A 24,480-nucleotide genomic window follows, 5' to 3' on the forward strand; every position below is an offset into this window, starting at 1 on the left:
CTCCCTGTCTCGTTTCGCCCTTCGAGCGGCGTGGACGTGGACCACCTTCCGTGCCACGGCACCTGCCGGAGTGAACGGGGGAAGCGATGACGGCTGTCCGGCGACGACTGTCGGTGGCATCGGTCGGGTTACTGGTGGCGGGCGCGGCGGCCCTGGGATCGGCGCCGCCCGCGTTCGCTGCTCCGGGTGACGCCGCGGCGCGAGGCGTCGTCCTCGACCTCGTGGGAGACCCCGGTGAGGAGTCGGTCCAGGCCCAGGGCATCTTCGGAAGCGTGACCGCCCCGCCCGGCGGTGGCACGGACGGCGAGTCGTCGGTGGAGGTCAGCCTCTCCGATCCGGTGAACGTGGTCGCCACCGGCACGGTCGCGGAGGTCACCGCGACCCGCGGGCAGGTCACGTCGTCCGCCTCGTCGCAGCTCGCCGACTTCACGCTGAGCGTCCTCGGCGTCGAGGTGCTGGACGTCTCGCAGCTGGGGGTGACCGCGCAGTGCAGCGCCGGCACCACCAGCGCCGGAGCCACCGGCGAGGACATCGCGGTCTTCGGTCAGCCGATCAGCATCCGGGACACGGCCCAGGAGTTCACCGCGAGCGTCACCCTCACCGGCCTGACCGACGCCACGTTGCGCGCCGTCGTCGACCGCCAGCTCACCGGTACGCCGAACAACGCGATCGGGATCAACGTGCGCGCGCTGCTCTCCGTCGCCGGCTTCGACGGTGCTGAGCCGGTGCAGGTCTCGCTCGGGCAGGTGATCCTCGCCGAGGCCTCCTGCCAGAGTCCGCCCGCGGTGCCGCCGATCGCGTCGACGATCTCGCCGGATTCCGGCCCGCAGTCGGGCGGTCAGTCCGTGACGATCACCGGCACGGGCTTCGTGCCGAACGCCACGGTGGTGACCTTCGACGGTGTGGCGGCCACCGCGTGCTGGTGGCCGCCGACGGGACGTCGTTGACTGCCCTGACACCGCCGGGGGCGGTGGGCCCGGCGGCGGTGGTCGTGAGCACGGCCGGTGGCGAGGCGCCCGCGCTGTCGTACACCTATCTGGCCGACGGCACGGGCGCCGAGGTGACCGGCTTGACGCCGGGCGAGGGCCCGACCGCCGGCGGTACGACGGTGACGATCACGGGTACCGGCTTCACGGGGGCGACCGGGGTGACCTTCGCCGGGGCGGCCGGCACCGGCTTCACCGTCAACCCGGCCGGCACCACGATCACGGTGGTTACCCCGCCGAATCCCGCGGGTCCGGCGGCGGTCGAGGTGGTCTTCCCGGCCGGTACGGCTGACGCCGGCACCTTCACCTACCGGGTGCCCGCGGCGGCGCCGAGGATCGACTCGCTGGTCCCGGACCAGGGCAGCGTCGCGGGCGGCACCGTCGTGACCGTCCGCGGCAGCGGGTTCGTGCCGGGCCGGACCACCGTCCACGTCTGCGGTCGGACGATCGGCGCGGGCGAGGTCACCGTGGCCGCGGACGGCCGGTCGTTGACGTTCCGCACCCCGCCGTGCGTGGCGGGCGACGCCGGGGTCCGGGTGACCACGCCGGGTGGTACGTCGAACCAGGTTCCCTTCCACTACCAGGCGAACCTGCCGGTCACCGGCGCGTCGCTCGGCAAGCCCGTCGCGGCCGGTCTCACCCTGCTGCTCGCCGGTGCCGTGCTGCTGCTGGCGACCCGTCGCCGCGGGCAGCGCGTACGGCGGGCCTGACCGGCCGTGCCCCGGGCGCTGCTGCCCCGGGGGCACGGCCGGAACAGGTCCGGGGTGGCGAGACGCTTCTCGCCACCCCTCTCCGGTCGTCACGCCGCGCGGGCGGTCCCGTCGCTGCCGGCCGCGGGCAGGGGACGGACGGTGCCCGCGATCAGTGCGGCGATACCGAGGAGCGCGGCCACGGTGATCAGCGCGCGGAGCACGGTGAGGTGGTCGCCGAGGAAGCCGATGGCCGGTGGGCCGCTGAGGAACGCGCAGTAGCCGATCGAGGCGATGACGCTGACCCTGGCGGCGGCGCGGCGCGGGTCGTCGCCGCCGGCGCTCATGCCCACCGGGAAGCCGAGCGAGGCGCCGAGACCCCAGAGCACGGTGCCGGCGTAGGCGTAGGTCGGTGTGGGGGCGAAGACGAACAGCGCGGTCCCGGCGATGCCGAACAGGGCCAGGACGCGCACGACGGCGACGCGGCCGTAGCGGTCCAGGAGGGTGGGCCCGAACCAGCGGCCGACGGTCATCGCGGTGAGGAAACCGGCGAAGGCGAGGGTGCCCAGGGCGGCCGACACGTGGTGCCCGTCGATCGCGGCGATGCTGATCCAGTCGTTGCCGACGCCCTCGGCGAACGAGAAGGCGAGCACGAACACCCCGATGAGCAGGGTCCGCGGCTCGCGCCAGGCGGTCAACGCGCCGACCCGCGGTGCGGGCGCCTCGTCCGGCTCCGTCGGCTGGTCGTGGTCGGCGACGAAGCGCCGGGCCTGCCAGAGGACGGCGGCCACGACCAGGACGGCCACGGCGCACAGGTGGACGGCGACCGGCACGTGCAACGCCACCATGGCCGCGCCGAGGAGCGCGCCCGCGACCGTGCCGAGGCTGAACCCGGCGTGGAAGCGCGACATGATCGACCGGCCGAGGTGCCGTTCCACGACGGTGCCCTGCACGTTCATCCCCACGTCCCACGCGCCCTGCGCGAAGCCGAACAGGAACAGGCCGATCACCACCGGAACGATGCCGGCGAGCGAGCCGAGCGCGGCCGTGGTCAGGCCGATCCCCAACAGCACCGCCATCGACATCACGGTGCGCGAGGAGCCCATCCGGGTCACCACCGCGCCGGACAGCGGCAGCGCCAGCAGGGAGCCGGCGGCGATCGCGAGCAGCACCAGGCCGAGCGCCGACGGGTCGAGGTCGAGGCGGTCGCGGACCTGCGGGATCCGCGACGCCCAGCTCGCGAACGCGAACCCGGCGCCGATGAACGCCGCGTACGTCGCTGTGGCGGCGGCCCGAGCCGATGCGGGCGTGACAGGTGTGGCGAGGGTCGAGGTCATGTCGTCCTTAACAGCGAGAGGCGGGCCGCTCGCAGTAGCGAACGTGATTCCAAACGTATCAAACAATTCCGGTGTGTGAAACGTTGATTCGGTGGCCGTGTTGATGTTCACTGGTGACATGACCATCGGCGACCGCCACCGGCGGATCCTTGAGGCGGTGCAGCAGGCCGGCCAGCTCGGCGTCACCCAGCTGGCGGAGCTGACCGGCACCTCCGAGATGACCGTGCGCCGCGACCTGGAACAGCTGGCCGAGCAGGGGATGCTCGAGCGCTACCGCGGCGGCGCACGCAGCCTCACCCTGCGCGGCGAGGAGCCACCGTTCGCCATGCGCGCCCACGAGGGCGGCGACGCCAAGCGCCGGATCGCCCAGGCGGTCGCTGAGCTCATCGCCGACGGGGAGGCGGTCGTCCTCGACAGCGGCACGACCTGCCTGGAGGTCGCCCGCCTGCTCGCCCCGCGCCGGCTCACGATCATGCCGATGTCGATGCACGCGGCCGACGCACTGGCCGGCGGGCCCCAACTGCGGCTGCTGCTGCCCGGCGGGGAGATGCGGCCCGGCGAGCTCGCGCTGACCGGGCCGCTCGCCGAGGCGTCGCTGGCGGCGCTGCGCTTCGACACCGCGATCCTCGGCTGCTGCGGGCTGACCGCCGCCGGACTGACCGCCTACGATCTCGCCGACGCGGCGATCAAGCGTGCGATCATCGCCTCCGCCCACCGCGTCATCGCCGTCGCCGAACCGGCCAAATTCTCCCGCACCGCGCTGGCGTTCGTCGCGCCCGTGTCCGCGCTCACCATGGTCGTCACGACCGCCGACGCCTCCGACGAGGACACGACGGCGCTGACCGCCGCCGGGACCATCGTGCACAAGGCGTGACCGGCATGCCGGACGTCGTGCTGTTCGACCTGATCGGTGTCATCGCGCGCCGCAACTGCGCGGCCGCGAGGGCCCGGCGGCGACCGGGCATGTGACAGGGCGGCACGTCATGCCGGACGACCGAGCCCCGGCTGGTGGCGGTCACACGGCGACGTCGAGGATCCAGGTGACGCCGAAGCGGTCGGTCAGCATCCCGAACGCCGGCGCCCACTGCGCGGGGCCGTAGTCCTCCACGACGGTGGCGCCGTCGGCCAGCCTCGCCCACAGCACGCCGACCTCCTCGACGGTCTCGCCGCGGATCGACATGAAGAACGGTTGGCCGGTCAGGGTCACCCCGTTCTCCCGCCGGGTGGCCGCCGCCACGCGGACGGGAGCTCCGGCCTGGCCGGGCACGTCGTAGGCCATCACCCGGAACCCGTTGTCGGCCGCGACCTGGCCCCAGACGACCCTGTCGGCGTCGGGCAGCTCCGTCGGCATGCCGAAGTCGCCGTACGTGATGACCGTGAGCCGGCCGCCGAACACCGAGCGATAGAAGTCCAGCGCCTCGCGGGCGTTGCCACCGAAGTTGAGGTGTGCGGTGGTGGTGATGCTCATGACGGCTCCTCTGGAGAGATGGTTCGCGGCACGGGCCGGACGGCCGTAGCCGACCGGGCGTGGACCCAGACTCACAGAGGTGGGTGCCAGGAAGTGTCACCTATCTCCGGCAGGATCGGATCCGTGCCGAAGACCTCCGCCCGCCTGCTGGCCCTGCTGTCGTTGCTGCAGACCCGCCGGGACTGGTCCGGCGCTGTCCTGGCCGCGCGCCTCGACGTCAGCCTGCGCACAGTGCGCCGCGACGTCGACCGCCTCCGCGAACTCGGCTACCCCATCGCCGCTGTCAAGGGCCCCGACGGGGGCTATCGGCTCGGTGCCGGCACCGAACTGCCCCCGCTGCTGTTCGACGACGAACAGGCCGTCGCGCTCACCCTCGCCCTGCAGGTCGCGGCCACCACGCCGAACAGCGGTCTCGCCGAACCCGCCGCGCGAGCCCTCCACACCATCCGGCAGGTGATGCCCGCTCGGCTGCGCAACCGCGTCGACGCCCTGCGGGTCACGGCAGTCGAGAGACCCACCACCCGGCCGAACACGCCCGTCGACGGCGACGTGCTGCTCGCGATCAGCAACGCCGTCCAGGCCCGAGAGACACTACGTTTCGACTACGGCACCGAGGCCACCGGCAAGGGTCCGCGCCGCGCCGAGCCGCACCACATTGTCAGCTGGGACGGCCGCTGGTATCTCGTCGCCTACGACCTCGACCGCCACGACTGGCGGACCTTCCGCGCCGACCGGATCTCGCTGCGCACCCCCAACGGCCCCCGGTTCACCCCCAGACCGCTCCCGGGGGGCGACGTCACCACCTTCGTCACCAGCCGCTTCCACGGCGCCACCGCCGCCTCCGGGAACTGGCCCTGCCAGGGCACGGTGATCCTCGATCTGCCCGCCGCGACCGTCGCCCTGTACTCCCGCGACGGACTCGTCGAGGAGCTCGGCCCCGACCGCTGCAGACTCACCCTCGGGTCCTGGTCCTGGACGGGGCTCGCCGCGGCCGTCGCCCGGTTCGACGCCGACGTCGAGGTCGTCGACCCACCCGAGCTCACCCAGGTGTTCGCACGACTGGCGAGCCGGTTCGCGAGAACCGCGGTCGGATACGTGGACGCTCCTTCCTGCGACAACCCGTGAGCCGGCCCCGTGCAAGGTCCGATGTCAGGGCACGTCGGCTTAGTCGGCGATGACCGGCGGAGACTAGGGCCTCGCCGCTATGCACGGCAGGCGGTGTCGATACCGAAGGCGGGGCGGCGCGACCAGTTCCGGGGCGGTGTTCGCACCTCACTTCCTCACCACGACCCCGGCCTCAGCCGTGCCGTCGGCGTCCCTGGCCGGACGATCCGGACCGGTGGCTGCGCGCCGCCGTCGCCGCACCCAGACCACCGGGACGGTCAGGACGATCAGCGCCAGCGCGAAGGCCGTGCCCGTGTTTCCGATGACGCTCCCGATCCGCTCCGCGGAGGCGCCAGCGAAGGCGCCAACGGCGACGTACAGCGCCGACCACATGTACGCCCCGGCCAGGGAGGCGGGAAGGAAGCGTGCGTAGCGCACCTTGGCCATGCCGGCGGTGGCCGGGGTGAGCGTCCGGACGATCGGTAGCAGCCGGGTGAGGAACACCGCCCACGCGCCGTACCTGTGCAGCGCTTGCAGTGCCCGATCCCAACTCGACGCGGGTATCCGTCTGCCGAGCCGAGTACCTCGTAGACGCGGGCCGTACCGGCGGCCGAGAAGGTATCCGATGTGGTCACCCGCGGAATTGGCGACGCCGACGGTGAGGAACAGTGTGATCAGCGCGGCCGGGCTGTCGAGCACGGCGGCGACGACCAGCACGACGGTCTCCCCGGGGACGACCATGCCGAGGCCGAGCCCCGACTCGCCGAGACTGAACGCGGTAGCGGTCAGGAGGATCACGGGCGTCGGCAGGTCGGACAGCGCGTCGAGAGCGGCGTTGATCCAGGACATCGGGCAACTCCTGGCGAGCGGTGATGAGGGCCCTCGAGCCAGCTGCGAGCGTGAGTGTCGCGAACCTGGTCCCGACCATAACGCAACCGTCCCGGCACGCAGGGCGAAGACGGCCGCGCACGTGCGACCGAGGTCGACCCGCGCGGCTGGTCGCCGCCAAGGTGTTCGCGGAATACACGTCATCGCACTCAGCCACGCGGCAGGGCGTTCAGCGGTGCAGGCGCGCCCCCTTGAGCACCTTGTCCACGGCGTTGCGCGGGCCGTGCACCGCCAGGCCCACGAGGTCTAGCTTGTCGCGGGGGACCGCCCGCACCGCCGCCCGGTTGTCCCGGTCGTTGCCGGTGCTGAACAGCTCCTGCGTGAAGATCGACATGGGTACGGCGCGGGCGAGCGCGCGGCCGTGCGCGGTGGTCAACATGTCACGGTCACCGGCGAAGACCAGCACCGGCTGGCGGAACATCGGCAGGTACCGGCCGCCGTCCGCGTCGCAGTACTCCTCGCCGAGCAGCTCCGGTGTCGCACCCGCGATGCCACTGATCAGGAACGCCGCGACATTCAGCCGTTGCCACGTGGCCAGGTCGTCGCGGAGCAGGACAGCGATCTTCGTGTCGAAACGGATCGGTTCGTTCACACGATGAGCCTGCGCCCCCGGCCCGGATCCGTCTTGTACGTTCCTGACATGCACGGGCGGCGGGAGCAGCCGCAGGTCAGCGCGTGGCGGCCTGCGGTGCGGGGCATCACCGAGGTCTTCCACGCCCACTTCGTGGATCACGCCTACCCGCCTCACACGCACGACGTCTGGACGCTGCTGATCGTCGACGACGGGGGGATCCGCTTCGACCTCGACCGGCACCAGCACGGTGTCCTGCGGCGCTCGGTCACCCTCCTACCGCCGCACGTGCCCCACGACGGCCGCGCCGCCACCGATCACGGCTTCCGCAAACGGGTTCTCTACCTGGACACCACGGTCCTCGGCGCGCAGCTCTCCGGCGCCGCCGTCGACCAGCCGACCCTGCCCGACCACCTGCTCCGCGAGCGCGTCCACCAGCTGCACCGGGCGCTCACCCGGCCCGAGGAGCACCTCGAGGCGGAGAGCCGGCTCGCGTTCATCCTCGAACGCCTCAGCCTGCACCTGCGGGAGCGCGCCCCGGCAGGTGCGCGGCTGCCCTCGCACCGCCTCGCCGCACGGCTGCGCGAGCTGTTGGACGCCCGGACCGTGCAGGGCCTCACCCTGCGTGACGCCGCCGAGGCGTTGCAGGCCCACCCGACCCACCTGGTCCGGGCCTTCACCCAGGCGTACGGGCTGCCGCCGCACCTGTACCTGACCGGCCGGCGTGTCCAGCACGCCCGACGGCTGCTCCTCGCCGGCCACCCACCCGCGGCAGCCGCCACGGCCGCCGGGTTCTACGACCAGTCCCACCTGACACGGCACTTCAAGCGTCACCTCGGTGTGAGCCCCGCCCGATACGTGGGCCGCGGTCACCGCCCGCCACGCTGACGTTGCTGGCACGGCACGCAGTAGCGGGTCGAGGGCAGGATCTCCAGGCGAGCCGTCGGAATGTCCTGCCCGCAGCTCTCGCACTCGCCGTAGCCGCCCTCGGACATCCGCTTCAGCGCCTGGGCGGTGTCGGCGACACCCCGCCGGGCGGCCTCGATCAGTTGGCGCAGGGTGTCCGGGTCGTGACCGCCGTGGTCCGGTAGCCGCGAGTAGACCGTCAGCTCGGTGAGCTGGTCGGTGTGCTCGTCGAACTGCCGCTCCAACAGCTCGCGCAGGATTTCGGTGCGGTCGTTCAGCGTCTGCGTCATCGTCGTGCTCCTTGCGTCGGGGGTGTCGGATTCAGTCGGTGGTGGGGTGTCGGCTCGCGGCGACGGCGGCCAGGCTGGCGCCGGTCAAGGCGGCGGTGCGTGGGGACGCGGCGCGGTGCACCGTCGCGCCCAGGGTGGCGACCAGCCGGGCGGTCAGATCGGGTCGCGTCGCGCCGTCCCCGACGACGACCACGCCTCGGGCCAGGGCCGCACGGACCAGGGGCCGCGTCGCCGGTTCCCGCCGCAGCTCGTGGATCAGCCGGGCGGCGGTGTCGGCGAGCATGGGGACGCTCACCGCGTGGTTCAGGTCGCGGGTGCCGACCTCGGCGCGCCGGGCGGCCACGACCCGGCCTTCCTCCAGCACGGCCACCTCGGTGAGCTGGGCGCCGATGTCGGCGAGCAGCAGGGTGCCGGCGGCGGCACCGGCGCCGATGGCGCCCGCGCGGACGCTGTCGACGAAGAGCAACCGCGAGGGCGCGAACACGGCGGTGAGCACCCGGCGGGTCGCCTCCTGCTCGGCCGGGGTGGCGAGCACCGGACGGCAGGCCACCACGAGCGCCCCCACCGGCACCGAGGTGCGGTGGTCGCGCAGCAGTCGCTGCAGCTCGGCGGCGCAGGCGGAGCCGTCCACGACGCGTCCGCGCCGCACGACCGGTGTCCGCAGACCCTGGCCGACCGGGACGCTCAGCACGCCGCCGGGCCCCAGCCAGATCCGCAGCTGGGCGCTGCCGAGATCCACGGCGATCGGCTCGGCATCGGCGGTCGCCGCCGGGACGCTGCGGTGGGACCGGCCGACCAGCATCCGGGTAGGCGCCGAGGGTCGAGCGGAGGTGACGTTGCCGGGCATACCGACCTCTTTCCGGGTGGGATACGCAGCCGTCCGGTGGACGGCGCGAAGAAGGGGACCGGTTGGCGGACCGCGAGCGGGCCGACAGGTCGCGCGTCGGCCGGGGCGTCGACGTCCCCGGGTCACGCCCGCCGGCAGCGGCCGGCAGGGGCGGGGAGGAGGCCGGTCCCGGAGGCGCCGACGCCGGTGGGAGCGGGACGCCGTGCCGGCCCCGGCGGGGACAGCGGCGCAGAGCCGGCGAACACGGGCGGCGAAGTGACCGGCATACGGGCCATCAGCGCCTCCTCGCTACTCGGGTACCGCGTCGGACCTCCAGCGTCGCCCGAAAACCTGGGCCTGACATTGCCCGCGACCGGCCAACAACGGTCGGCGCGATTGCCGACGTCCGGCCAACGGCGTCGCGTACCGTCCGACCGCTGTCACGGGTGGTGGCTGCTCGGGCCCGGGCGCGGGAGTGCGGGTCGGGCCGCCGGGCCGACGACCGGCGGGCGGCTATGGTTGCCCGCATGCGCAACCCACCGCACCCCGTCGGCGTCGAACGGCCGCTCGTGCTGTCGATGCTGGCCGTGCTCGCGGTTGTCGTCGCGGCCGTCCGCACCGGCCACGCGGTGGGCATGTGCATCGTGTTCCGGCTGAACCGCGCCGTGGCGGCGTGCGTTCCCGCCTGGTCGGCCGACCGTGCTCCGCCGAAGGTCGCGGCGCCCGCTCGACCGTCCGCCGCGTTGCCCTGACGCCGTTCCGCTCCCGGCCGGCTCGGGCAGCCGCACCGCTTGGAGCTTTCCTCATGAACCACGAACGCCCGCCGGACATCGAACGCACGATGCTCCCCGGCGTCGGAGTACGCCACACCTTCACCACCCAACGGGGCCGCCGGATCGGCATCGTCGAGTACCAGGTGGGTGGCCGCCGGGACATCGTGCAGGACGACCCGGACGACCCTGACCGTATGATCAGCCTCGCCCTCACCCGGGCGGAGGCGACCGCGTTGGCCACCCTGCTCGGCTTTCCGGAACTGGTCGCCGTGCCATCGTGATCCGCCGGAGCGGGCCCCGTCGCTCCTCGCGCCGGGCGAGGCTCCGGCACGTCGTCCCCGAGCGGTCCGACCACCGCCGCGCCGTCCGAGACCGCGGCGGCGGTCGGTCGCCAGGAACCTAGGCCTTCGCGCCCGCCTTCCAGTCCTTCGCGAGGAGCCCCAGCAGCACCTCGTCCAGGAACTCGCCCAGAACCCAGGCCGAGGAGCGCAGCACGCCCTCGCGGACGAAGCCGTTGCGCTCGGCGGAGCGCAGCATGGCGGCGTTGTCCGACAGCGTCTCGATCTGCAGCCGGTGCAGGCCGCGTACGACGAAACCGTAGTAGCACAGCACCGCGACCACGTCAGTCCCGTAGCCCTTGCCGCGGAAGGACGGACGCAGCCCCAGCCCGATGTGCGCGGACCGGTGGTGAGTGTCGATGCCCCATAGCGTCGCCGTCCCGACCAGCGTGCCGCCGTCCAGCTCCACGACGGAGAACGGGACGTGCCCCTGCTCCTTGTCGTCCACCACGAGCCGGCGGTCCCGCGAGGCGGGTGTGACCGGCCGCCACGGCTGGCTCTCGGACCGCGAGGAGTTGACCACGTCGTCGTAGAGCTCGGCCCGCAGGACCGGGATGTCGTCCTCGTGCCGGGCCCGCAGCCCGACGTTGTCACCTCGTAGCATGCGAGCTTCCTATCCGACCGGGCGGGCCGGCGGCAAACCGATAGCCCCGACGGCGAAGGAGAGGCCGAGGGGGGTCCGGGCAGCGGCGGACGCCCGACGGCTGCCATAGTGCCGCGATGAAGGCAGACCTGCACAGCTACCTGAAGGGCGGCCGCGATGCGCTGCTGTGGAAACTCGACGGGCTCAGCGAGTACGACATCCGGCGCCCCCTGACCCGTACCGCCACCAATCTGCTCGGTCTGGTGAAGCACTCGGCGGTCTGCGAGACCCGCTACTTCGGCGTCGTGTTCGGCCGGCCGTTCGAGCAGGAACTGCCGTACGTCGGCGACGGAGCCCAGACCAACGCCGACATGTGGGCGACCGCGGAGGAGACCCGCGATGAGATCGTCGCGCTGTACCGTCGCGCGACCGCCCACGCCGACGCCACCATCGAAGCCCTCGCACTGGACGAGATCGGCCACGTGCCGTGGTGGGGCGACGCCGCCGTCACCCTGCACCACGTCCTGGTCCACGTCATCGCGGAGACGCAGCGGCACGCCGGCCACGCCGACATCGTGCGCGAACTCATCGACGGCTCGGCCGGGCTGCTGCCCGGGCACGACAACCTGCCCGCCGCCGACGAGTCATGGTGGTCCGACCACCGCCAGCGAGTGGAGCAGGCGGCCCTCGACGCCGGCAGGCGCGGCATCTCGGTTCCTGTCGATCGAGCCGGATGACGACGGCGACGGGCCGACTCACCACGACGCGCCGCCGGCACGTCGTCGATTCGGTCACCACCGCCGACGGCCGCAGCTTCTCCGGGTTGCGGACCACCCAGATCGTGTCGGTGCTGGCCGGCGCTGAGGCCGGTACGGGGACCGGCCGTAGCCTAGACCGGCAGCGGCCGGCGCGGCCAGTCCAGTGCCCTCGCGCCGAGCACGGCGGCGTGCAGGGTGAACCTGTCCCGCGGATCGGCGGGGTCGTAACCGCTCAGCGCACGGATGCGGTCCAGCCGGTAGGTGACGGTGCGGACGGACACGTGCAGGCGGCGGGCCGCCTCGGTGGCGACCTCGCCGCACGCGAAGTACTCGTTCAGGGTGTCCAGCAACGGCTCCGCGCCGCCCCGGGCCTGGCTCAGGGGCGTCAGCACCGCCTGCACGAGATCCACCATGGCCGGCTGGTCCCGCAGCAGTACGCGGTAGATGAGCAGGTCGTGCGCGTCGATCACCGCGGCCTCGGCGCGCAGCCGCCGGGCCGTGGTCAGCGCCTCCCGGGCCTCCTCGTAGGAGCGGGCGATCCCGTACAGGCCGGGGTGCGGGCGGCCCACGGCCACCCGCCACGGCCGGCCCCGCGCCAGCCGGTCCAACTCGGCGTGCACCAACCGGCCGAGGTCGCCCGCCGCGCCGCCGCGCGCACCCCGGTCGGCGGTCCCCGGGTCCGCCGGCGCGATCACGACGAGCAGACCCTCCTTCGTGGCCACCAGCACGTCCCGGTCGCCCAGCCGGTCGAAGATGACCCGCTCCAGCGCGCTGATCGCCGTGTCGGCGTCCGGAAGCCGCCGGCCCGGCGACGCGAGCGCCACCTGGTGCACCCGCGCCAGGTCCAGCCCGAACGGCTCGGCCCGCTCCACCAGGCCGCCGAGGTCGGAGTCGCCGCGCAGCAGGTCGTCGACGAGTTCCCGGCGCAGCGTCTCCTCCCGGCGGACCAGGTCCCGGCGGGCGGCCGCGTACCCCTCGGCGAGCGTGGCGACGGCGGTGTCGACGACGTGGAGCACCGCGTCCGCCGCCGCGCGCACCGCCTCGCTGTCGGTCGAGCGGGTCAGGTGGGGCAGCTGCTGCCAGAGCCGCCGCGCCGCGGACAGGTAGAGGCGGACGACCCGCCCCGCCGACACACCCTGCTCGGCGGCGCGCCGGCCGAGGGCCCCCACCGCGTCGAGTTCGCCGCGCCGGGGCCGACGACCGCTCACCGCCGCGTCCGTCAGCAGCCGCAGATAGTCACCGAGCAGCTCCGCCGGCACCCCACCGGCATCGGCACCGGCGCCGCGAGCGACCTCGGCGAGCCAGCCGTCGTCCGAGCGCCCTCCGTCCGGAGCTGCTCGGCGGGCGCCCTCGGTCATCGCGGTCTCCCCGTGCACGGCCGGCACCGAACGCCGACCCGGTTCATCCAGGGTAGGGCGGCAGCCGCGGCCCGACCGGCCGACCACGCGACAGGGGGGCGCACCCCCGGTGCTCTCGGCAACCGGGCGGAACCCTTGCCGAAACAAGCGATCGGCACATTAACATGTGCCGACCCTTAGTTGATCAACTTAAGGAATCCTGTGCTCATCTCACGTCTTCGCGGCCGCCGGCTGACAGCGCTGTGCGCCGCCGTCGTGGTGCTCGCCGCGGTGCCCACCCCGGCCACGGCCGCGCCCACCGACCCCCCGCCGCCGACCGCCTCCGCGGCGCCAGCCGCCACCGTCACCACCCCCACCGCCACCATCACCCTTGTCACCGGCGAGAAGGTCACCGCGACCAGGACCGCCGCCGGGGAGCTGAGCCCCGAGGTACGGGACGCCGACGGCCGCCTGACCGGCTTCAGCCTGTCCCGCGACGGCACGGACACCTACGTCTACCCGCACGGCGCGCTGCCGTACGTGGCTGCCGGGCTGCTGGACAAGCAGCTGTTCAACATCACCGAGCTGCTGGCCGACGGCTACGACGACGCGCACCGCGACCGGCTACCGCTGATCGTCACCTACACCGACGCGGCCGCCCGCTCGCGTGCCGTCGCGATGCCGCGGGGCGCGCGCGACGTGCGCGCGTTGGACAGCATCCAGGGTGCCGCCCTCACCGTCGACCGTTCGGACGCCTTCTGGTCCTCGATCAGCGGGGCAGAGGGCGCCACCTCCCGCGCCAGCGGCGGCAGCCGGCCGGCGCTCAAGGGGGGCATCGCCAAGATCTGGCTGGACGGCAAGGTCGAAGCCGCGCTCGCCGACAGCACCGCGCAGATCGGCGCCCCCGAGGTCTGGAAGACCGGGAACACCGGCGCGGGCGTGGACGTCGCCGTCCTGGACACCGGCATCGACACCGGTCACCCCGACTTCGCCGGCCGCATCGCCGCCACGGAGTCCTTCGTGCCGGGTGAGACGGTCAAGGACGTGTTCGGCCACGGCACCCACGTCGCCTCCACCATCGCCGGCACCGGAGCCGCCTCCGGCGGCACGGAGAAGGGCGTCGCACCGGGCGCCCGACTGCACATCGGCAAGGTCCTCGGCGACAACAACTCCGGCCAGGAATCCTGGATCATCAGCGGCATGGAGTGGGCCGTCCGCGACCAGAAGGCCCGCATCGTCAACATGAGCCTCGGCGCCGACCCCACCGACGGCACCGACCCGATGAGCGTGGCCCTCAACGAGCTCAGCGAGGAGACCGGCGCCCTGTTCGTCGTCGCCGCCGGCAACATGGGTCCCACCCCGTACACCGTCGGCACCCCCGGCGCGGCCGACGCCGCCCTGACCGTCGGCGCCGTCGACGGCGCCGACCTGCTCGCCGGCTTCTCCAGCCAGGGCCCCCGGGTCGGCGACAAGGCCCTCAAGCCCGACCTCACCGCACCCGGCGTCGGCATCCTCGCCGCCCGCTCGCAGTACTCGGGCGGCGAGGGCATGTACCGGTACGGCGACGGCACCTCGATGGCCACCCCGCACGTCGCCGGCGCCGCCGCGCTGCTGGCCGCCCGCCACCCGGAGTTCACCGGGCAGCAGCTCAAGCAGGCACTGACGAGCACCACCAGGGCCACCCCGGACCTCACCCCGTTCCAGGGCGGCAACGGCCGGCTGGACGTCGCCGCGACCACCGCGGCCACCGTCTTCGCCACCGCCCACGCCGACTTCGGCTACCCGGACTGGCCCGCACCCACCGGCCCCGTCACCCGGGAGGTCCGCTACACCAACATCGCCGACGGCCCGGTCACGCTCACCCTCACCACCGCGCTCGACGCCGGCCCGGCCGACCTCGTCACCCCCTCCGCGCGGCAGATCACCGTCCCGGCGCACGGCACCGCGGCGGTGACCCTCACGACGCAGTACGACCGGGCCCCGGCCGACCGGCCCATCTCGGGATTCCTGACCGCGACCGACGCCTCCGGCGCCGTCCGCACCCGCACCTCCGTCGCCGTCGGCCGCGAGGGCGTGCGTCACCGCCTCACCCTCGAGGCCAAGGACCGCGGCGGCCGGCCGATCGGCGGCGAACTCGTCCTGCTGGACAAGGCGGGCGCCCTGTCGGCCGCGCAGCAGATCGACGCCACCGGCACCCTCGATTTGCGGCTGCCCGCCGGCACGTACTCGGCGTGGTTGAAGACCGACCTCGAGGGCGTCAACGGGCCACACTCGCGCGGCCTCGGCCTGCTGCCCGTACCCGAGATCATCCTCGACCAGGACCGCACGGTCGTGTTCGACGCCACCAAGGCCCGTCGGGTCACCGTGACCACCCCCCAACCGTCGACTCCGGACGGCTCCCGGTTCGAGCTGTTCCGCGATCTCGGCATCCCCTGGGCCTCCGCCTGGTACACCGGGCCGGAGTACGACAGCGTCTGGCTCCTGCCCACCGACCGGAAGGTCACGACGGGCACCTTCACCGTCGGCGCCCGCTGGCGCCTGGCCCAGCCCGCGCTCACCGTGACCGCCGGCCGCCACGCCTACGACGACCTGCGGGTGCAGCGCGCCGCAACCCCCCTGCCGCGCGGCCGGCACCACCTCGACACCGTCTTCGCGGGCACCGGCGCCGGCTCCGAGTACGCCTCGGTGAACGCGCGCGGCAAGGCCGTCGTGGTACGCCGCAGCGACACCGTCACCCCGGAGGAGCAGGCCGCCGCGGCGGCGTCCGCCGGGGCGAGCCTCCTGCTCGTGGTCAACGACGGCACCGGGCGGTTGCAGCCGTGGCCGGGCTCGTGGTGGGACCCACGTCCGGCTCCGCCGGTGACCGTGGCCACCCTCACCCGCGACGAGGGCGAGCAGTTGATCAGCCGGATCCGGCACGAACGACGGGTCCGCCTCGACGTCACCTCCGCGCCGGAGACCGACTACATCTACGACCTGGTGCGCGACTACCAGGGGGCCGTGCCGGCCGACCTCGCCCACCGGGTCACCCAGCGGGACCTGGCCCGGGTCGACATGTCGTTCCGCAACTGGCGTCCCGCCCGGGCGCTCGAGGCGCGTGGTGACACCAGCCCGTCCGGGGGGTCGAGCATCCTCGACTTCACGCAGGTGCCGGCGCGGGGGGAGCGCACCGACTGGGTGACCGCGGGGGAGCGGTGGAGCACCCAGGTCAGCATTCCGGGAGAGCAGGGCCAGCAGACGGCCCCCACCGCCTACCGGGCCGGCGCGACGCAGGAGGAGCGCTGGTTCGGCCCCGTGCAGCGCCCCCGGCTGCTGACCAACTACAGCGTCTTCCGCGAGGACGGCGGCTTCTCCGCACTGATCCCCGGCTGGGGCGACTCGGGCGCGGCCCACGAGGGCAACACCTACGAGAACCTCGCCACGGACAACGTCCTGCGGTTCTACCAGGGCGACAGGCTGATCCGGGAGACCAACCGCTACCAGAACATGCTGTTCAGCGGTCCGCTCAGCGCCGAGGCGCTGCCGTACCGGCTGGTGTCGGAGAACAAGCGTGACGGGTGGGCCGGGCCGTACTCCACCGCCACCCGCACAGAGTGGGGCTTCGTCTCGGGCGCGGTCAGCGCGGGCGGGGTGTGGAACCCGTCGCTCATCCAGCTGGACTACGCCGTCGACACCGACGTCGACGGGAGGGCGAAACGCCACAGCGACCTGAGCGTTACGGCGCTGCACCTGCCGACGGCGGCCGAGCCGGGCACCATCCGGGCGGTGACCCTCGACGTGTCCTACGACGACGGCGCCACCTGGCAGCACGCCAGGCTCCAGCGCCACGGTGACGGCTGGCGCACGCGCCTCGACGCCCCCCGTACGGCGCGGTTCGTCACGCTGCGGGCGACCGCCCGCGACACCCGCGACAACAGCGTCGACCAGGTCGTCACCCGGGCCTTCGGCCTGAAGTGACCAACGGGGCGGGGGTCGCGTGAGCGGCCTCCGCCCCACCCGCCGGGCGAGTGGTCATCCTCGCTCGACGCCGACACACCGTCCGCCGGCACCACCGCCCGGCGCAGGCCCTGAAGCAGCGCACCCGTGAGCGGGCCGGCGGGGCATCCGAAGGATGGAGATCTCGTTTCTCCGCCGCGGCCCACCAGGAGCCCCGACTAGCGTCGAGACGGCGCTGCACCAGCCCGGACGGGCGGGGGCGGTAGCGGCAGCCGCGCGACTCCGCCGCCTCCCCGCCGGACCCGGAGCGGCGCGGCTTGCTGCCGCAGCGGGAGCTCTCAGGCCACTGCGGGTGCGTCGCCCAGTGACCCGTTGATCGTCGATGCGCCCGCCGGCCGGCGACCGGCGGGACGAGAGAACGGATGACCGGGACGTGGCACGGACGGTGAGCAGCGCCGCGGACGACCGCCGGGCGAACTTCCTGGAGCTGTTCTTCGACCTGGTGCTGGTGTTCGCCCTGTCGGGAATCGTGTCGCGGGTCGTGCCGGACCTGTCCGCCGACACCCACACCCAGCGGTGGGCCGGGCTGCTCTACGTCTTCGTGCTGGTCCTGCCGGTGATGTGGTTGTGGACGACCACCTCCCACATCACCAGCCGGTTCGACCCCCGCAGACCCGCCATCCAGGTGATGGTGCTGCTGACCGCGCTCGGCGTGGTGGTGATGTCCTCGTCGTTGCCGTACGCCTTCGTCGAACGCGGTTACGCGTTCGCCGTGCCGTACGTGGCCCTTCAGGTGGGACGACCGTTGGTCCTCATCGCGCTCGTGCGGGACCGCGGCCAACGAGTCCTCTACGCGCGCTCCGCGATCTGGTTCACCGTGTCGGCCATACCCTGGCTGACCGGCGGCACCCTGGTGCGGGACGAGGCCCGGGTGGGTCTGTGGGCACTGGCCATCACGATCGACCTCGTGTCGGCCCGCTTCTCCTGGCCGGTGCCCGGCATGAGCCGGGCGCTGGGCAGCGCCTGGGAGCCCAGGAAGAGTCATCACCTCGCCGACCGGTACCAGCAACTCCTGTTGATCGCACTGGGCGAGAGTGTGCTGTCCCTGGGGATCACCTACACCGTCACCCCGCTGTCGTGGGCCACGACGGCGGCGCTGCTGGTCGGCTTCGCCACCACGGTGCTCCTGTGGCGTGTCTACTACTACCGGGCGGGTCAGGTGCTCCCCGAAGCCGTCGACTCCGCCGGGGACCGGGTCAGGGCCGGCCGGATCGTCGGACGGACCCACGTGCTGATGGTGCTGGGCATCGTGCTCGTGGCGGCCGGCTACGAGATCGTCATGACCCATCCCGGTTCGCACGTGCGCCCCGCCTGGCTGGCCGCGGTCCTCGGCGGACCGATCATCTATGTCATCGGCCGGATCGGGCTGGAGCGCGTGGTCTTCAACCGGGTCGCACGGCGCCGGCTCATCGGCATCGCGGTCCTGGCCGGGGCGGCGGTGCCGCTGATGCTCGCCACCCCGTTGATCGCGGCGGCGGCCGCCCTCGCCATCCTCCTGGGCATGGCCCTGGCCGATGCCCGGCAGGCGTGGCACCGCCCGCCGGAGGCGCCGTCACCCGACCCGACTCCGCCACGAGGAACCTGACGCCGGGGACGTCGGCACCGGTGCCCGCGTTCGCCGTCGGCCACACCCGGAACAGCGGGCCGGAATCGGCTGCGCCCTCGTCGGTTCGACCAGGCGAGGCGGTGGCGCCGACGTTTGCCGACCAGCCAGCCGGGGACACGACCTCGATCACCGGCAGTAGGTGGCAGGAGACGAAGATGAAGGCAGTGGTCTACCGGGGTCCACGGAACGTCTCCGTCGAAGATCGGCCGGACCCGACGATCCAGGCGCCGACCGACGCGATCATCCGGATCACCACCACCAACATCTGCGGCTCCGACCTGCACATGTACGAGGGGCGCGCCCCGGTGGAGGAGGGCAAGATCCTCGGCCACGAGAACATGGGGATCGTTCAGGAGGTCGGTGACGCGGTGACCCGGATCCGTGTGGGGGACCGGGTGTCGGCGCCGTTCAACATCGCCTGTGGCACCTGCCGCAACTGCCTGCACGGCTGGACCAGCTTCTGCCTGCGCACCAACCCGGTCGAGGGCATGGACGGCGCCGCCTTCGGCTACGCGAACATGGGCCCGTACGACGGCGGGCAGGCCGAGTACCTGCGGGTGCCGTACGCCGACTTCAACCTGCTGCGGCTGCCACCGGGCACCGAGCACGAGAACGACTTCACCATGCTGTCGGACATCTTCCCGACCGGCTGGCACGGCACGGAACTCGCGGGGCAACGGCCCGGGGACACCGTCGCGGTGTTCGGCGCCGGACCGGTCGGGCTGATGGCCACCCACAGTGCGCTGATCAAGGGTGCCGACCGGGTGTTCGTGGTCGACAAGGAGCCCGACCGCCTCGCGATGGCCGAGCGGATCGGCGGCATCCCGGTGAACTTCGCCGACGGCGACCCCGTGCGGCAGATCATGGACGCGACCAACGGCGTCGGCGCCGACTGCGGGGTGGAGGCGGTCGGCTTCCAGGCCCACGACCCGTCCGGCCACGAGCACCCGGAACTGGTCCTGGACAACCTGGTCGGCGTCGTGCGCTCCACCGGCGGCATCGGCGTGGTCGGGGTGTACGTACCGCAGGACCCCAACGGCCCCGACCAGCGGGAACGGGAGGGCCGCGTCGGCTGGCAGTACGGCACGTTCTTCAGCAAGGGCCAGCAGATGGGCACCGGACAGTGCCCCGTCATGCGCTACAACCGGCAGCTGCGCGACCTCATCATCGCCGGTAGGGCCCGGCCGTCGTTCCTCGTCTCCCACGAGCTGCCCCTCGACCGGGCGCCGGAGGCGTACGCACACGTCGACCGGCGCGACCAGGGCTGGACCAAGGTCCTCCTGCGTCCCACCGGCGCGTGACAGCACCTTCGCCGATCTGACCGACGAGTGCGAACGGACCGGGCCTGCGGGTGTGCGGCGTAGCGAGGTACGGGCGGTGGACCAGGTGCGGGTGCTGAACGCACGGGGCGGTCCCGGGTGGGCGATGCGCGGCCTGGTCTCGACGGTGACGGATCCCGAGCGGACCGCACCCCGGACGGCGGTGCGCGCCGCGCTCGTCCTGCCGGCCGTGTTCGCGATCGGGCGCTACGTCGTCGGCGAACAGTCCTTCGCCACGTTCGCCGTCTTCGGCGGCTTCGCCCTCCTGATCATGGCGGACTTCGGGGGAACGGTCCGCGAGCGGCTCCGCTCGTACCTCATGGCGACGGCGGTCGGGGCGGGTCTGGTGGCGCTGGGCACGCTGGTGTCCCGCTCGGAGGTGGCCGTACCGCTGGTGATGTTCCTGGTCGCCTTCGTGTTCACGCTGCTCTCCGCCGTGCTGGGCGGCCACGTCGCCTCCGCCCGGCTGGGTCTGCTGCTCGCGTTCGTCCTGTCGGTCACGCTGCCGCCGGCCGGCACACAGATCCCGACGAGAGTGGAGGGGTGGGTCTTCGCCGGGCTCGCCGCGACCCTCGCCGGGCTGGTGGTGCTGCCCCGGGGCGGCCCGTCGGTGTTGAACGGGGCCGCCGCGGCGGCCTGCCGCGCCGTGGCGGACCTGGTCGACGCCCTGGCCCGTGGTCCCGATCGTCCCGAGCTGCACCAGTGCCGGGACGCGGCGGCCGCGGCGCTCGCCGGGGTGCGCGCCCAGTTCGCCGCGACGGCGCACCGGGCGGTCCGGTCACGCCGCCGACGACACGCGTACACCGAGCTCATCGGTGACCTGCAGCTGCTCGTCGGCGTCGCCGGCCATCCGCTCTACCGGCCGCACCTGACCCGGCAGGGCAGCGGCACGGGCGGGCGCCTGGTCACGGCGGTCTCCGCGGCGCTGCGGGCCAGCGCGGACGCTCTCCAGGGCACCGGCGGGCCACCCGACCCCGGCACCGTGGAGCGGTGCCGCAGGGCACACCGGCACGCGCTGGAGCGGTGGGCGCGTGACCTGCTGGCCCGCTCGACGCCCACCCGGCAGATCCTCGATGCCCTGGCCGTCGACCACACGTTGCGCGTGATGGCGCACCTGTCGGGCGCCGTGGCGACCAACGCCGGCGTGGCGGTCGGGCAGCACACGACGTCAGGGCACCGCGAACCGGCGCGGGAGGTGCTGGGCGACCAGCGGTTCCGGCACCGGTGGACCGGGTGGCTGGCCGCGTCCGCGGCGCCCGGTTCGACCGCCCTGCGGGACAGCCTGCGTACCGCGGTGGGCCTGGCCCTGTCGGTGTGGATCGCCGGGCGGTTGGGCCTACCGCACGCCTTCTGGGTGGTGCTGGGCACCCTGCAGGTGCTCCGCACCGGCGCCATCGGCACCGCCCGCTCGGTGGCCCGGGCCGTCGCCGGGAACATCGCGGGGGTGGCGGTCGGCTCGGCCCTGATCGCGGTGGCCGTCGACCGACCAGCGGTGCTCTGGGCGCTGCTACCGGTCGCGGTGTTCCTGGCCGCGCATACCTCCGGCAGACAACGTCTCCTGCTCAGCCAGGCCGCCTTCACGATCAACCTCATGATCATTTTCAATCTGCTCTCCCCGGTGGGCTGGCAACTCGGCCTGGTCCGGCTCGTGGACGTCGGCGTCGGAGTGGGCCTCAGCGTCGTCCTCAGTCTGCTGATGTGGCCACACGGCGCGCGCCGGCAACTGGTGCGCAGCGCCGCCGACTACCACCGCAGCGCGATCGGGCAGCTCCGCGGCGCGTTCGACCGGGCGCTGACCGGGGGAGCGGCCGGTCCGCGACGGGCTCCGTCCGCGGGGCCGCGGGTGCGGGCGGAACTCGCGCTCGGGGACTACCTGTCCGAGCGGCCGACCGACCCACTCGACCCCGCCAGCGCGGTGGTCGTCGTGGCGAGCGCGAACTATCTGGCCATGGCGGCCAGCCTGCTCGACGGTGCGGTGGTCGAGTTCGGTGGACGCATCGACGGGTGCGCGGACGTGGTCGAGCCGGTGCGGTCGGCGCAGCAGGTCCTCCTGCGCGGGCTGGAGCGGGCGGCGGACCGGTTGGCCGGCGCCGACGACGCTCCGCCCCCACCGGCCGAGCTTCCGGACCCGGACGTCGCGGTGCGGGCGTGCCTGCACCGGTGGCGCCGGGACGACCGACTCGCCGGGCCGGCCATGGTGCTGGTGGTCGCGGCGGAGTGGATCCGCAGTCTCGCCCGGGTCTGCGGTGATCTGGCGGAGCCGGTCGACCGGGCGACGGTCGCGGCCGGCCGGCCGTGGTGGCGTTGACCAGGGCCGCGCCCCGCGCCGGTCACCGCGGTCAGATGGCCTCCGCGCGGTCCACCACCTGGACCAGCGGCGTGCCGCCCGGGAACGCGCGGTCGAGGAACGCCACGCCGTCCTGCGGGTGTGCCCGGTCGACCAGGTTGGACCGGGGGCGCGTCGCTCGGCGCGGTCGACGCCCATGACCTGGTTGCGGTGCTCCTCCAGGGCCGGGTCGCACTGCCCGTCGCGGTTGAACGACCACATCAGCATCGGCGCCCCGAGCGGCAGGTGGTCACCGGCGCGCCTGCCGGGCGTCGGATCGATCCTGCCCGCCACCACGGTCCCGGCTGAGAAAGAAGGCCCCGACGGCGCCCGCCAACGTGCCGAAGACCGCGATCGAGTACACGGCGAGCAGCAGCTCCAGGACCTGGGCGAACGCGTCGTCCGCGGTCAGGGGTATCCCGGTGACGGTGCTGAGGGCCACGTCGTGCAGCGCCTGCCCGTACGTCCGGTAGGAGCGGGTCAGGACCAGCAACTGCCCGGAGGCCAGCACGATGGCGGTCGTCACCACGGCCAGCCACGCCAGCCGATCGGTGAGCAGCCGTCCTGCCGACCGCGAGCCGCGCACCGCCGCCGCCACGACGCCGGTGCCGCGGGCGGCACGCAGGAGGGTGACGGCTCGGGCGAAGCGGAGGAACGGCACCGCCAGGAAGATCAGTTGCCACCAGTTGCGGCGCCAGAACCGGCCGGCCTGGTGACGGGCCAACCAGGCGCGTAGCGCGAACTCGCCGACGAACACCGCCCACAGGGCCCAACTCGCCACCGAGAGCGCGTGCGACAGCGCGGCGTCCTGCGCGAACGCCTGCCCGAGCACCAGGAGCAGGAACAGGATGCCGAGGGCGCCTATCGGCTTGTCCAGCCGCCGGGCGAGGCCGTGCAGGATCGCGTCCGTCTCGTCGGCCGGCCCCTCGCCCGGCGCCCGACCGTCGGATCGTCGGGGCGTCACTCTCTGGCAGCGTAGTCAGCAGGTGGCGGGCGGACGGGAAAACCGCGTCGCCCGGCGGGCTGGCCGCCGCGGCACGCCGGGCGCTGGCGGGATCAGAGGTACGAGCCGACGTCACCGGCGCCGCCGTCACCGGAGTCGGCGGATCCCGCACCGGTGTCACCGGGATCTGTGGGCAGCGGGGGTACGAACATCACCGGAGCGACCAGCAGGCTCGTGAGAGCCACCTGCCGGGCGACCCGCTTCCACCTGCGGCGCATCTCGTCGGCCGTCGCGGTGGCGTCCTGACGTTCGACCGTCCCGCCGCGGCCGGATGATCTTCTGCCTCGGCACGTGCCGTCGGGCGTCTCGATCGGTGCGCCGGTGCTATTCCCGGCCGAGGGGTGGCCAGGGTCACCGGGTCGGCCACCGGGAGAAGCGGACGATTGTCGTCCTCTTGCAGTACGGTTCCGGGGCGGACGAAGGGCGTCCGCTTGATGGTGGCCGGGCATCGGCGGGCGCGCTCGATCGTGATCGCCCCGGGAACCACCACCGACCTCTCCGACGACAGACAAGGATCAATCGTCACCATGCGTTTCACCGACAAGGTCATTCTGGTCACCGGCGCCACGTCCGGGATGGGGCGGGCGCTCGCCGAGCGGGTCACCGCCGAGGGCGCGAAGGTCGTCCTGGCGGCCCGCGGAAAGGACGCGGGCGACGCGTTCGCCGCCGAGTTGCAGGCCGCCGGGCGGGACGCCCTCTTCGTGCCGACCGACGTGACGGTGGAGGCCGAGGTCGCGCAGCTGGTGCGGCGGGCGGTCGACCACTACGGCCGGCTCGACGGCGTGTTCAACAACGTCGGCGCGGCCACCGCGACGGGTCCGGTCACCGAGGTCGACGGTCACGCGTGGCGCGCCGAGCTGGCGCTCAACCTCGACAGCGTCTTCTTCGGACTGAAGTACCAGGTCCCCGCGCTCCAGGCGTCCGGCGGCGGCTCGATCGTGAACAACGCCTCCAACGTCGGCGTCACCGGCATGGCGGGCATGGCCGCGTACAGCGCCGCCAAGCACGGGGTCGTCGGGCTCACCCGGTCGGCCGCGCTCGACGTCGCGACGACGGGCGTCCGCGTCAACGCGCTGGTCACCGGCGGCGTGGACACCCCGCTGCTGCGCGGCAACATGGGCCCGAACCCGCAGGAGGCCCTCCGCGCCGCGAACGCGATGCACCCCGTGGGCCGCATCGGGCGGCCCGAGGAGGTCGCCGCTCTCGCGGCCTTCCTGCTCAGCGACGAGGCCCCGTTCATCACGGGTGCCGCGCTCGCGATCGATGGCGGCCTCACCGCCGCGTAGCGGTGTGCACCGAGGCGGCGGCCGGCCCGCCCGCCGTGTCGGCTCCCGGCTCGCCCGAGCCGGGAGCCGACACTTCCCCCGTGCCCACGG

Annotated in this window: 23 protein-coding genes; 13 read left to right on the top strand and 10 right to left on the bottom strand. The window is 73.4% G+C overall.

Features of this window, described 5'->3' with window-relative positions; translation table 11 throughout:
* The first annotated feature begins 221 nt into the window (after positions 1-221).
* Positions 222-947 (top strand): IPT/TIG domain-containing protein, encoded by a 726-nt coding sequence (locus tag SM573_RS17215; protein WP_474616543.1) that lies wholly within the window; start codon positions 222-224, stop codon positions 945-947.
* Positions 944-1,696: an IPT/TIG domain-containing protein gene (locus tag SM573_RS17220; protein ID WP_474616544.1), complete on the top strand. Its 753-nt coding sequence runs from the start codon at positions 944-946 to the stop codon at positions 1,694-1,696. The genes SM573_RS17215 and SM573_RS17220 overlap by 4 nt, the downstream gene beginning before the upstream one ends.
* An 89-nt stretch (positions 1,697-1,785) precedes the next feature.
* Here the strand turns inward: SM573_RS17220 and SM573_RS17225 are convergent, their stop codons facing one another.
* The gene (locus tag SM573_RS17225; protein ID WP_474609966.1) at positions 1,786-3,012 is read right to left on the bottom strand and encodes an MFS transporter; all 1,227 of its coding nucleotides are present in this window, start codon (positions 3,010-3,012) and stop codon (positions 1,786-1,788) included.
* Between the two features lie 118 nt (positions 3,013-3,130).
* Here SM573_RS17225 and SM573_RS17230 point away from each other — a divergent pair, with 118 nt between their 5' ends.
* Positions 3,131-3,886: a DeoR/GlpR family DNA-binding transcription regulator gene (locus SM573_RS17230; protein ID WP_474609965.1), complete on the top strand. Its 756-nt coding sequence runs from the start codon at positions 3,131-3,133 to the stop codon at positions 3,884-3,886.
* Between the two features lie 141 nt (positions 3,887-4,027).
* Here SM573_RS17230 and SM573_RS17235 read toward each other — a convergent pair whose 3' ends face one another.
* Positions 4,028-4,480, bottom strand: a complete 453-nt coding sequence (locus tag SM573_RS17235) for a VOC family protein (protein ID WP_474609964.1) — start codon at positions 4,478-4,480, stop codon at positions 4,028-4,030.
* Between the two features lie 123 nt (positions 4,481-4,603).
* Here SM573_RS17235 and SM573_RS17240 point away from each other — a divergent pair, with 123 nt between their 5' ends.
* The gene (locus tag SM573_RS17240) at positions 4,604-5,605 is read left to right on the top strand and encodes a helix-turn-helix transcriptional regulator (RefSeq protein WP_474616545.1); all 1,002 of its coding nucleotides are present in this window, start codon (positions 4,604-4,606) and stop codon (positions 5,603-5,605) included.
* Positions 5,606-5,752: 147 nt separating this feature from the next.
* Here SM573_RS17240 and SM573_RS17245 read toward each other — a convergent pair whose 3' ends face one another.
* Positions 5,753-6,433 (bottom strand): DedA family protein, encoded by a 681-nt coding sequence (locus tag SM573_RS17245; protein ID WP_474616546.1) that lies wholly within the window; start codon positions 6,431-6,433, stop codon positions 5,753-5,755.
* Between the two features lie 208 nt (positions 6,434-6,641).
* On the bottom strand, positions 6,642-7,064 hold the full coding sequence (locus tag SM573_RS17250; RefSeq protein WP_474609961.1) for a DUF2000 family protein: 423 nt from the start codon (positions 7,062-7,064) through the stop codon (positions 6,642-6,644).
* 48 nt (positions 7,065-7,112) lie between these two features.
* On the opposite strand from SM573_RS17250, the gene SM573_RS17255 reads away from it, so the two are divergent.
* On the top strand, positions 7,113-7,931 hold the full coding sequence (locus SM573_RS17255; protein ID WP_474609960.1) for an AraC family transcriptional regulator: 819 nt from the start codon (positions 7,113-7,115) through the stop codon (positions 7,929-7,931).
* Here SM573_RS17255 and SM573_RS17260 read toward each other — a convergent pair.
* Entirely contained in the window at positions 7,913-8,239 is a 327-nt protein-coding gene (locus tag SM573_RS17260) for a TraR/DksA family transcriptional regulator (protein ID WP_474609959.1), read from the bottom strand. The genes SM573_RS17255 and SM573_RS17260 overlap by 19 nt on opposite strands.
* A 31-nt stretch (positions 8,240-8,270) precedes the next feature.
* Positions 8,271-9,086: a rod shape-determining protein gene (locus SM573_RS17265; RefSeq protein ID WP_474616547.1), complete on the bottom strand. Its 816-nt coding sequence runs from the start codon at positions 9,084-9,086 to the stop codon at positions 8,271-8,273.
* Positions 9,087-9,592: 506 nt separating this feature from the next.
* Here SM573_RS17265 and SM573_RS17270 point away from each other — a divergent pair.
* On the top strand, positions 9,593-9,817 hold the full coding sequence (locus SM573_RS17270) for a hypothetical protein (protein ID WP_474609957.1): 225 nt from the start codon (positions 9,593-9,595) through the stop codon (positions 9,815-9,817).
* A gap of 53 nt (positions 9,818-9,870) precedes the next feature.
* Complete coding sequence (locus SM573_RS17275; RefSeq protein WP_474616548.1) at positions 9,871-10,119, top strand: cation:proton antiporter regulatory subunit; 249 nt, start codon at positions 9,871-9,873, stop codon at positions 10,117-10,119.
* Between the two features lie 118 nt (positions 10,120-10,237).
* Here SM573_RS17275 and SM573_RS17280 read toward each other — a convergent pair whose 3' ends face one another.
* Entirely contained in the window at positions 10,238-10,780 is a 543-nt protein-coding gene (locus SM573_RS17280) for a GNAT family N-acetyltransferase (RefSeq protein WP_474609955.1), read from the bottom strand.
* Between the two features lie 116 nt (positions 10,781-10,896).
* On the opposite strand from SM573_RS17280, the gene SM573_RS17285 reads away from it, so the two are divergent.
* Positions 10,897-11,496: a DinB family protein gene (locus SM573_RS17285; protein ID WP_474616549.1), complete on the top strand. Its 600-nt coding sequence runs from the start codon at positions 10,897-10,899 to the stop codon at positions 11,494-11,496.
* Positions 11,497-11,648: 152 nt separating this feature from the next.
* Here the strand turns inward: SM573_RS17285 and SM573_RS17290 are convergent, their stop codons facing one another.
* Positions 11,649-12,875 (bottom strand): PucR family transcriptional regulator, encoded by a 1,227-nt coding sequence (locus tag SM573_RS17290; RefSeq protein WP_474616550.1) that lies wholly within the window; start codon positions 12,873-12,875, stop codon positions 11,649-11,651.
* A gap of 201 nt (positions 12,876-13,076) precedes the next feature.
* On the opposite strand from SM573_RS17290, the gene SM573_RS17295 reads away from it, so the two are divergent.
* From SM573_RS17295 to SM573_RS17310, 4 genes are all read left to right on the top strand, one after another.
* Positions 13,077-16,811: a S8 family serine peptidase gene (locus tag SM573_RS17295; protein WP_474616551.1), complete on the top strand. Its 3,735-nt coding sequence runs from the start codon at positions 13,077-13,079 to the stop codon at positions 16,809-16,811.
* A gap of 412 nt (positions 16,812-17,223) precedes the next feature.
* Entirely contained in the window at positions 17,224-18,435 is a 1,212-nt protein-coding gene (locus SM573_RS17300) for a low temperature requirement protein A (RefSeq protein WP_474616552.1), read from the top strand.
* Between the two features lie 176 nt (positions 18,436-18,611).
* The gene (locus SM573_RS17305; RefSeq protein ID WP_474616553.1) at positions 18,612-19,757 is read left to right on the top strand and encodes a glutathione-independent formaldehyde dehydrogenase; all 1,146 of its coding nucleotides are present in this window, start codon (positions 18,612-18,614) and stop codon (positions 19,755-19,757) included.
* Between the two features lie 76 nt (positions 19,758-19,833).
* Positions 19,834-22,083 (top strand): FUSC family protein, encoded by a 2,250-nt coding sequence (locus SM573_RS17310; RefSeq protein WP_474616554.1) that lies wholly within the window; start codon positions 19,834-19,836, stop codon positions 22,081-22,083.
* 268 nt (positions 22,084-22,351) lie between these two features.
* Here SM573_RS17310 and SM573_RS17315 read toward each other — a convergent pair whose 3' ends face one another.
* Positions 22,352-23,065 (bottom strand): hypothetical protein, encoded by a 714-nt coding sequence (locus SM573_RS17315; protein ID WP_474609948.1) that lies wholly within the window; start codon positions 23,063-23,065, stop codon positions 22,352-22,354.
* Between the two features lie 92 nt (positions 23,066-23,157).
* Positions 23,158-23,322: a hypothetical protein gene (locus SM573_RS17320; protein WP_474609947.1), complete on the bottom strand. Its 165-nt coding sequence runs from the start codon at positions 23,320-23,322 to the stop codon at positions 23,158-23,160.
* A 309-nt stretch (positions 23,323-23,631) separates the two neighbouring features.
* On the opposite strand from SM573_RS17320, the gene SM573_RS17325 reads away from it, so the two are divergent.
* Entirely contained in the window at positions 23,632-24,390 is a 759-nt protein-coding gene (locus tag SM573_RS17325; protein ID WP_474616555.1) for an SDR family NAD(P)-dependent oxidoreductase, read from the top strand.
* Positions 24,391-24,480 lie beyond the last annotated feature (90 nt).

Source organism: Micromonospora xinjiangensis (genome assembly GCF_056150165.1).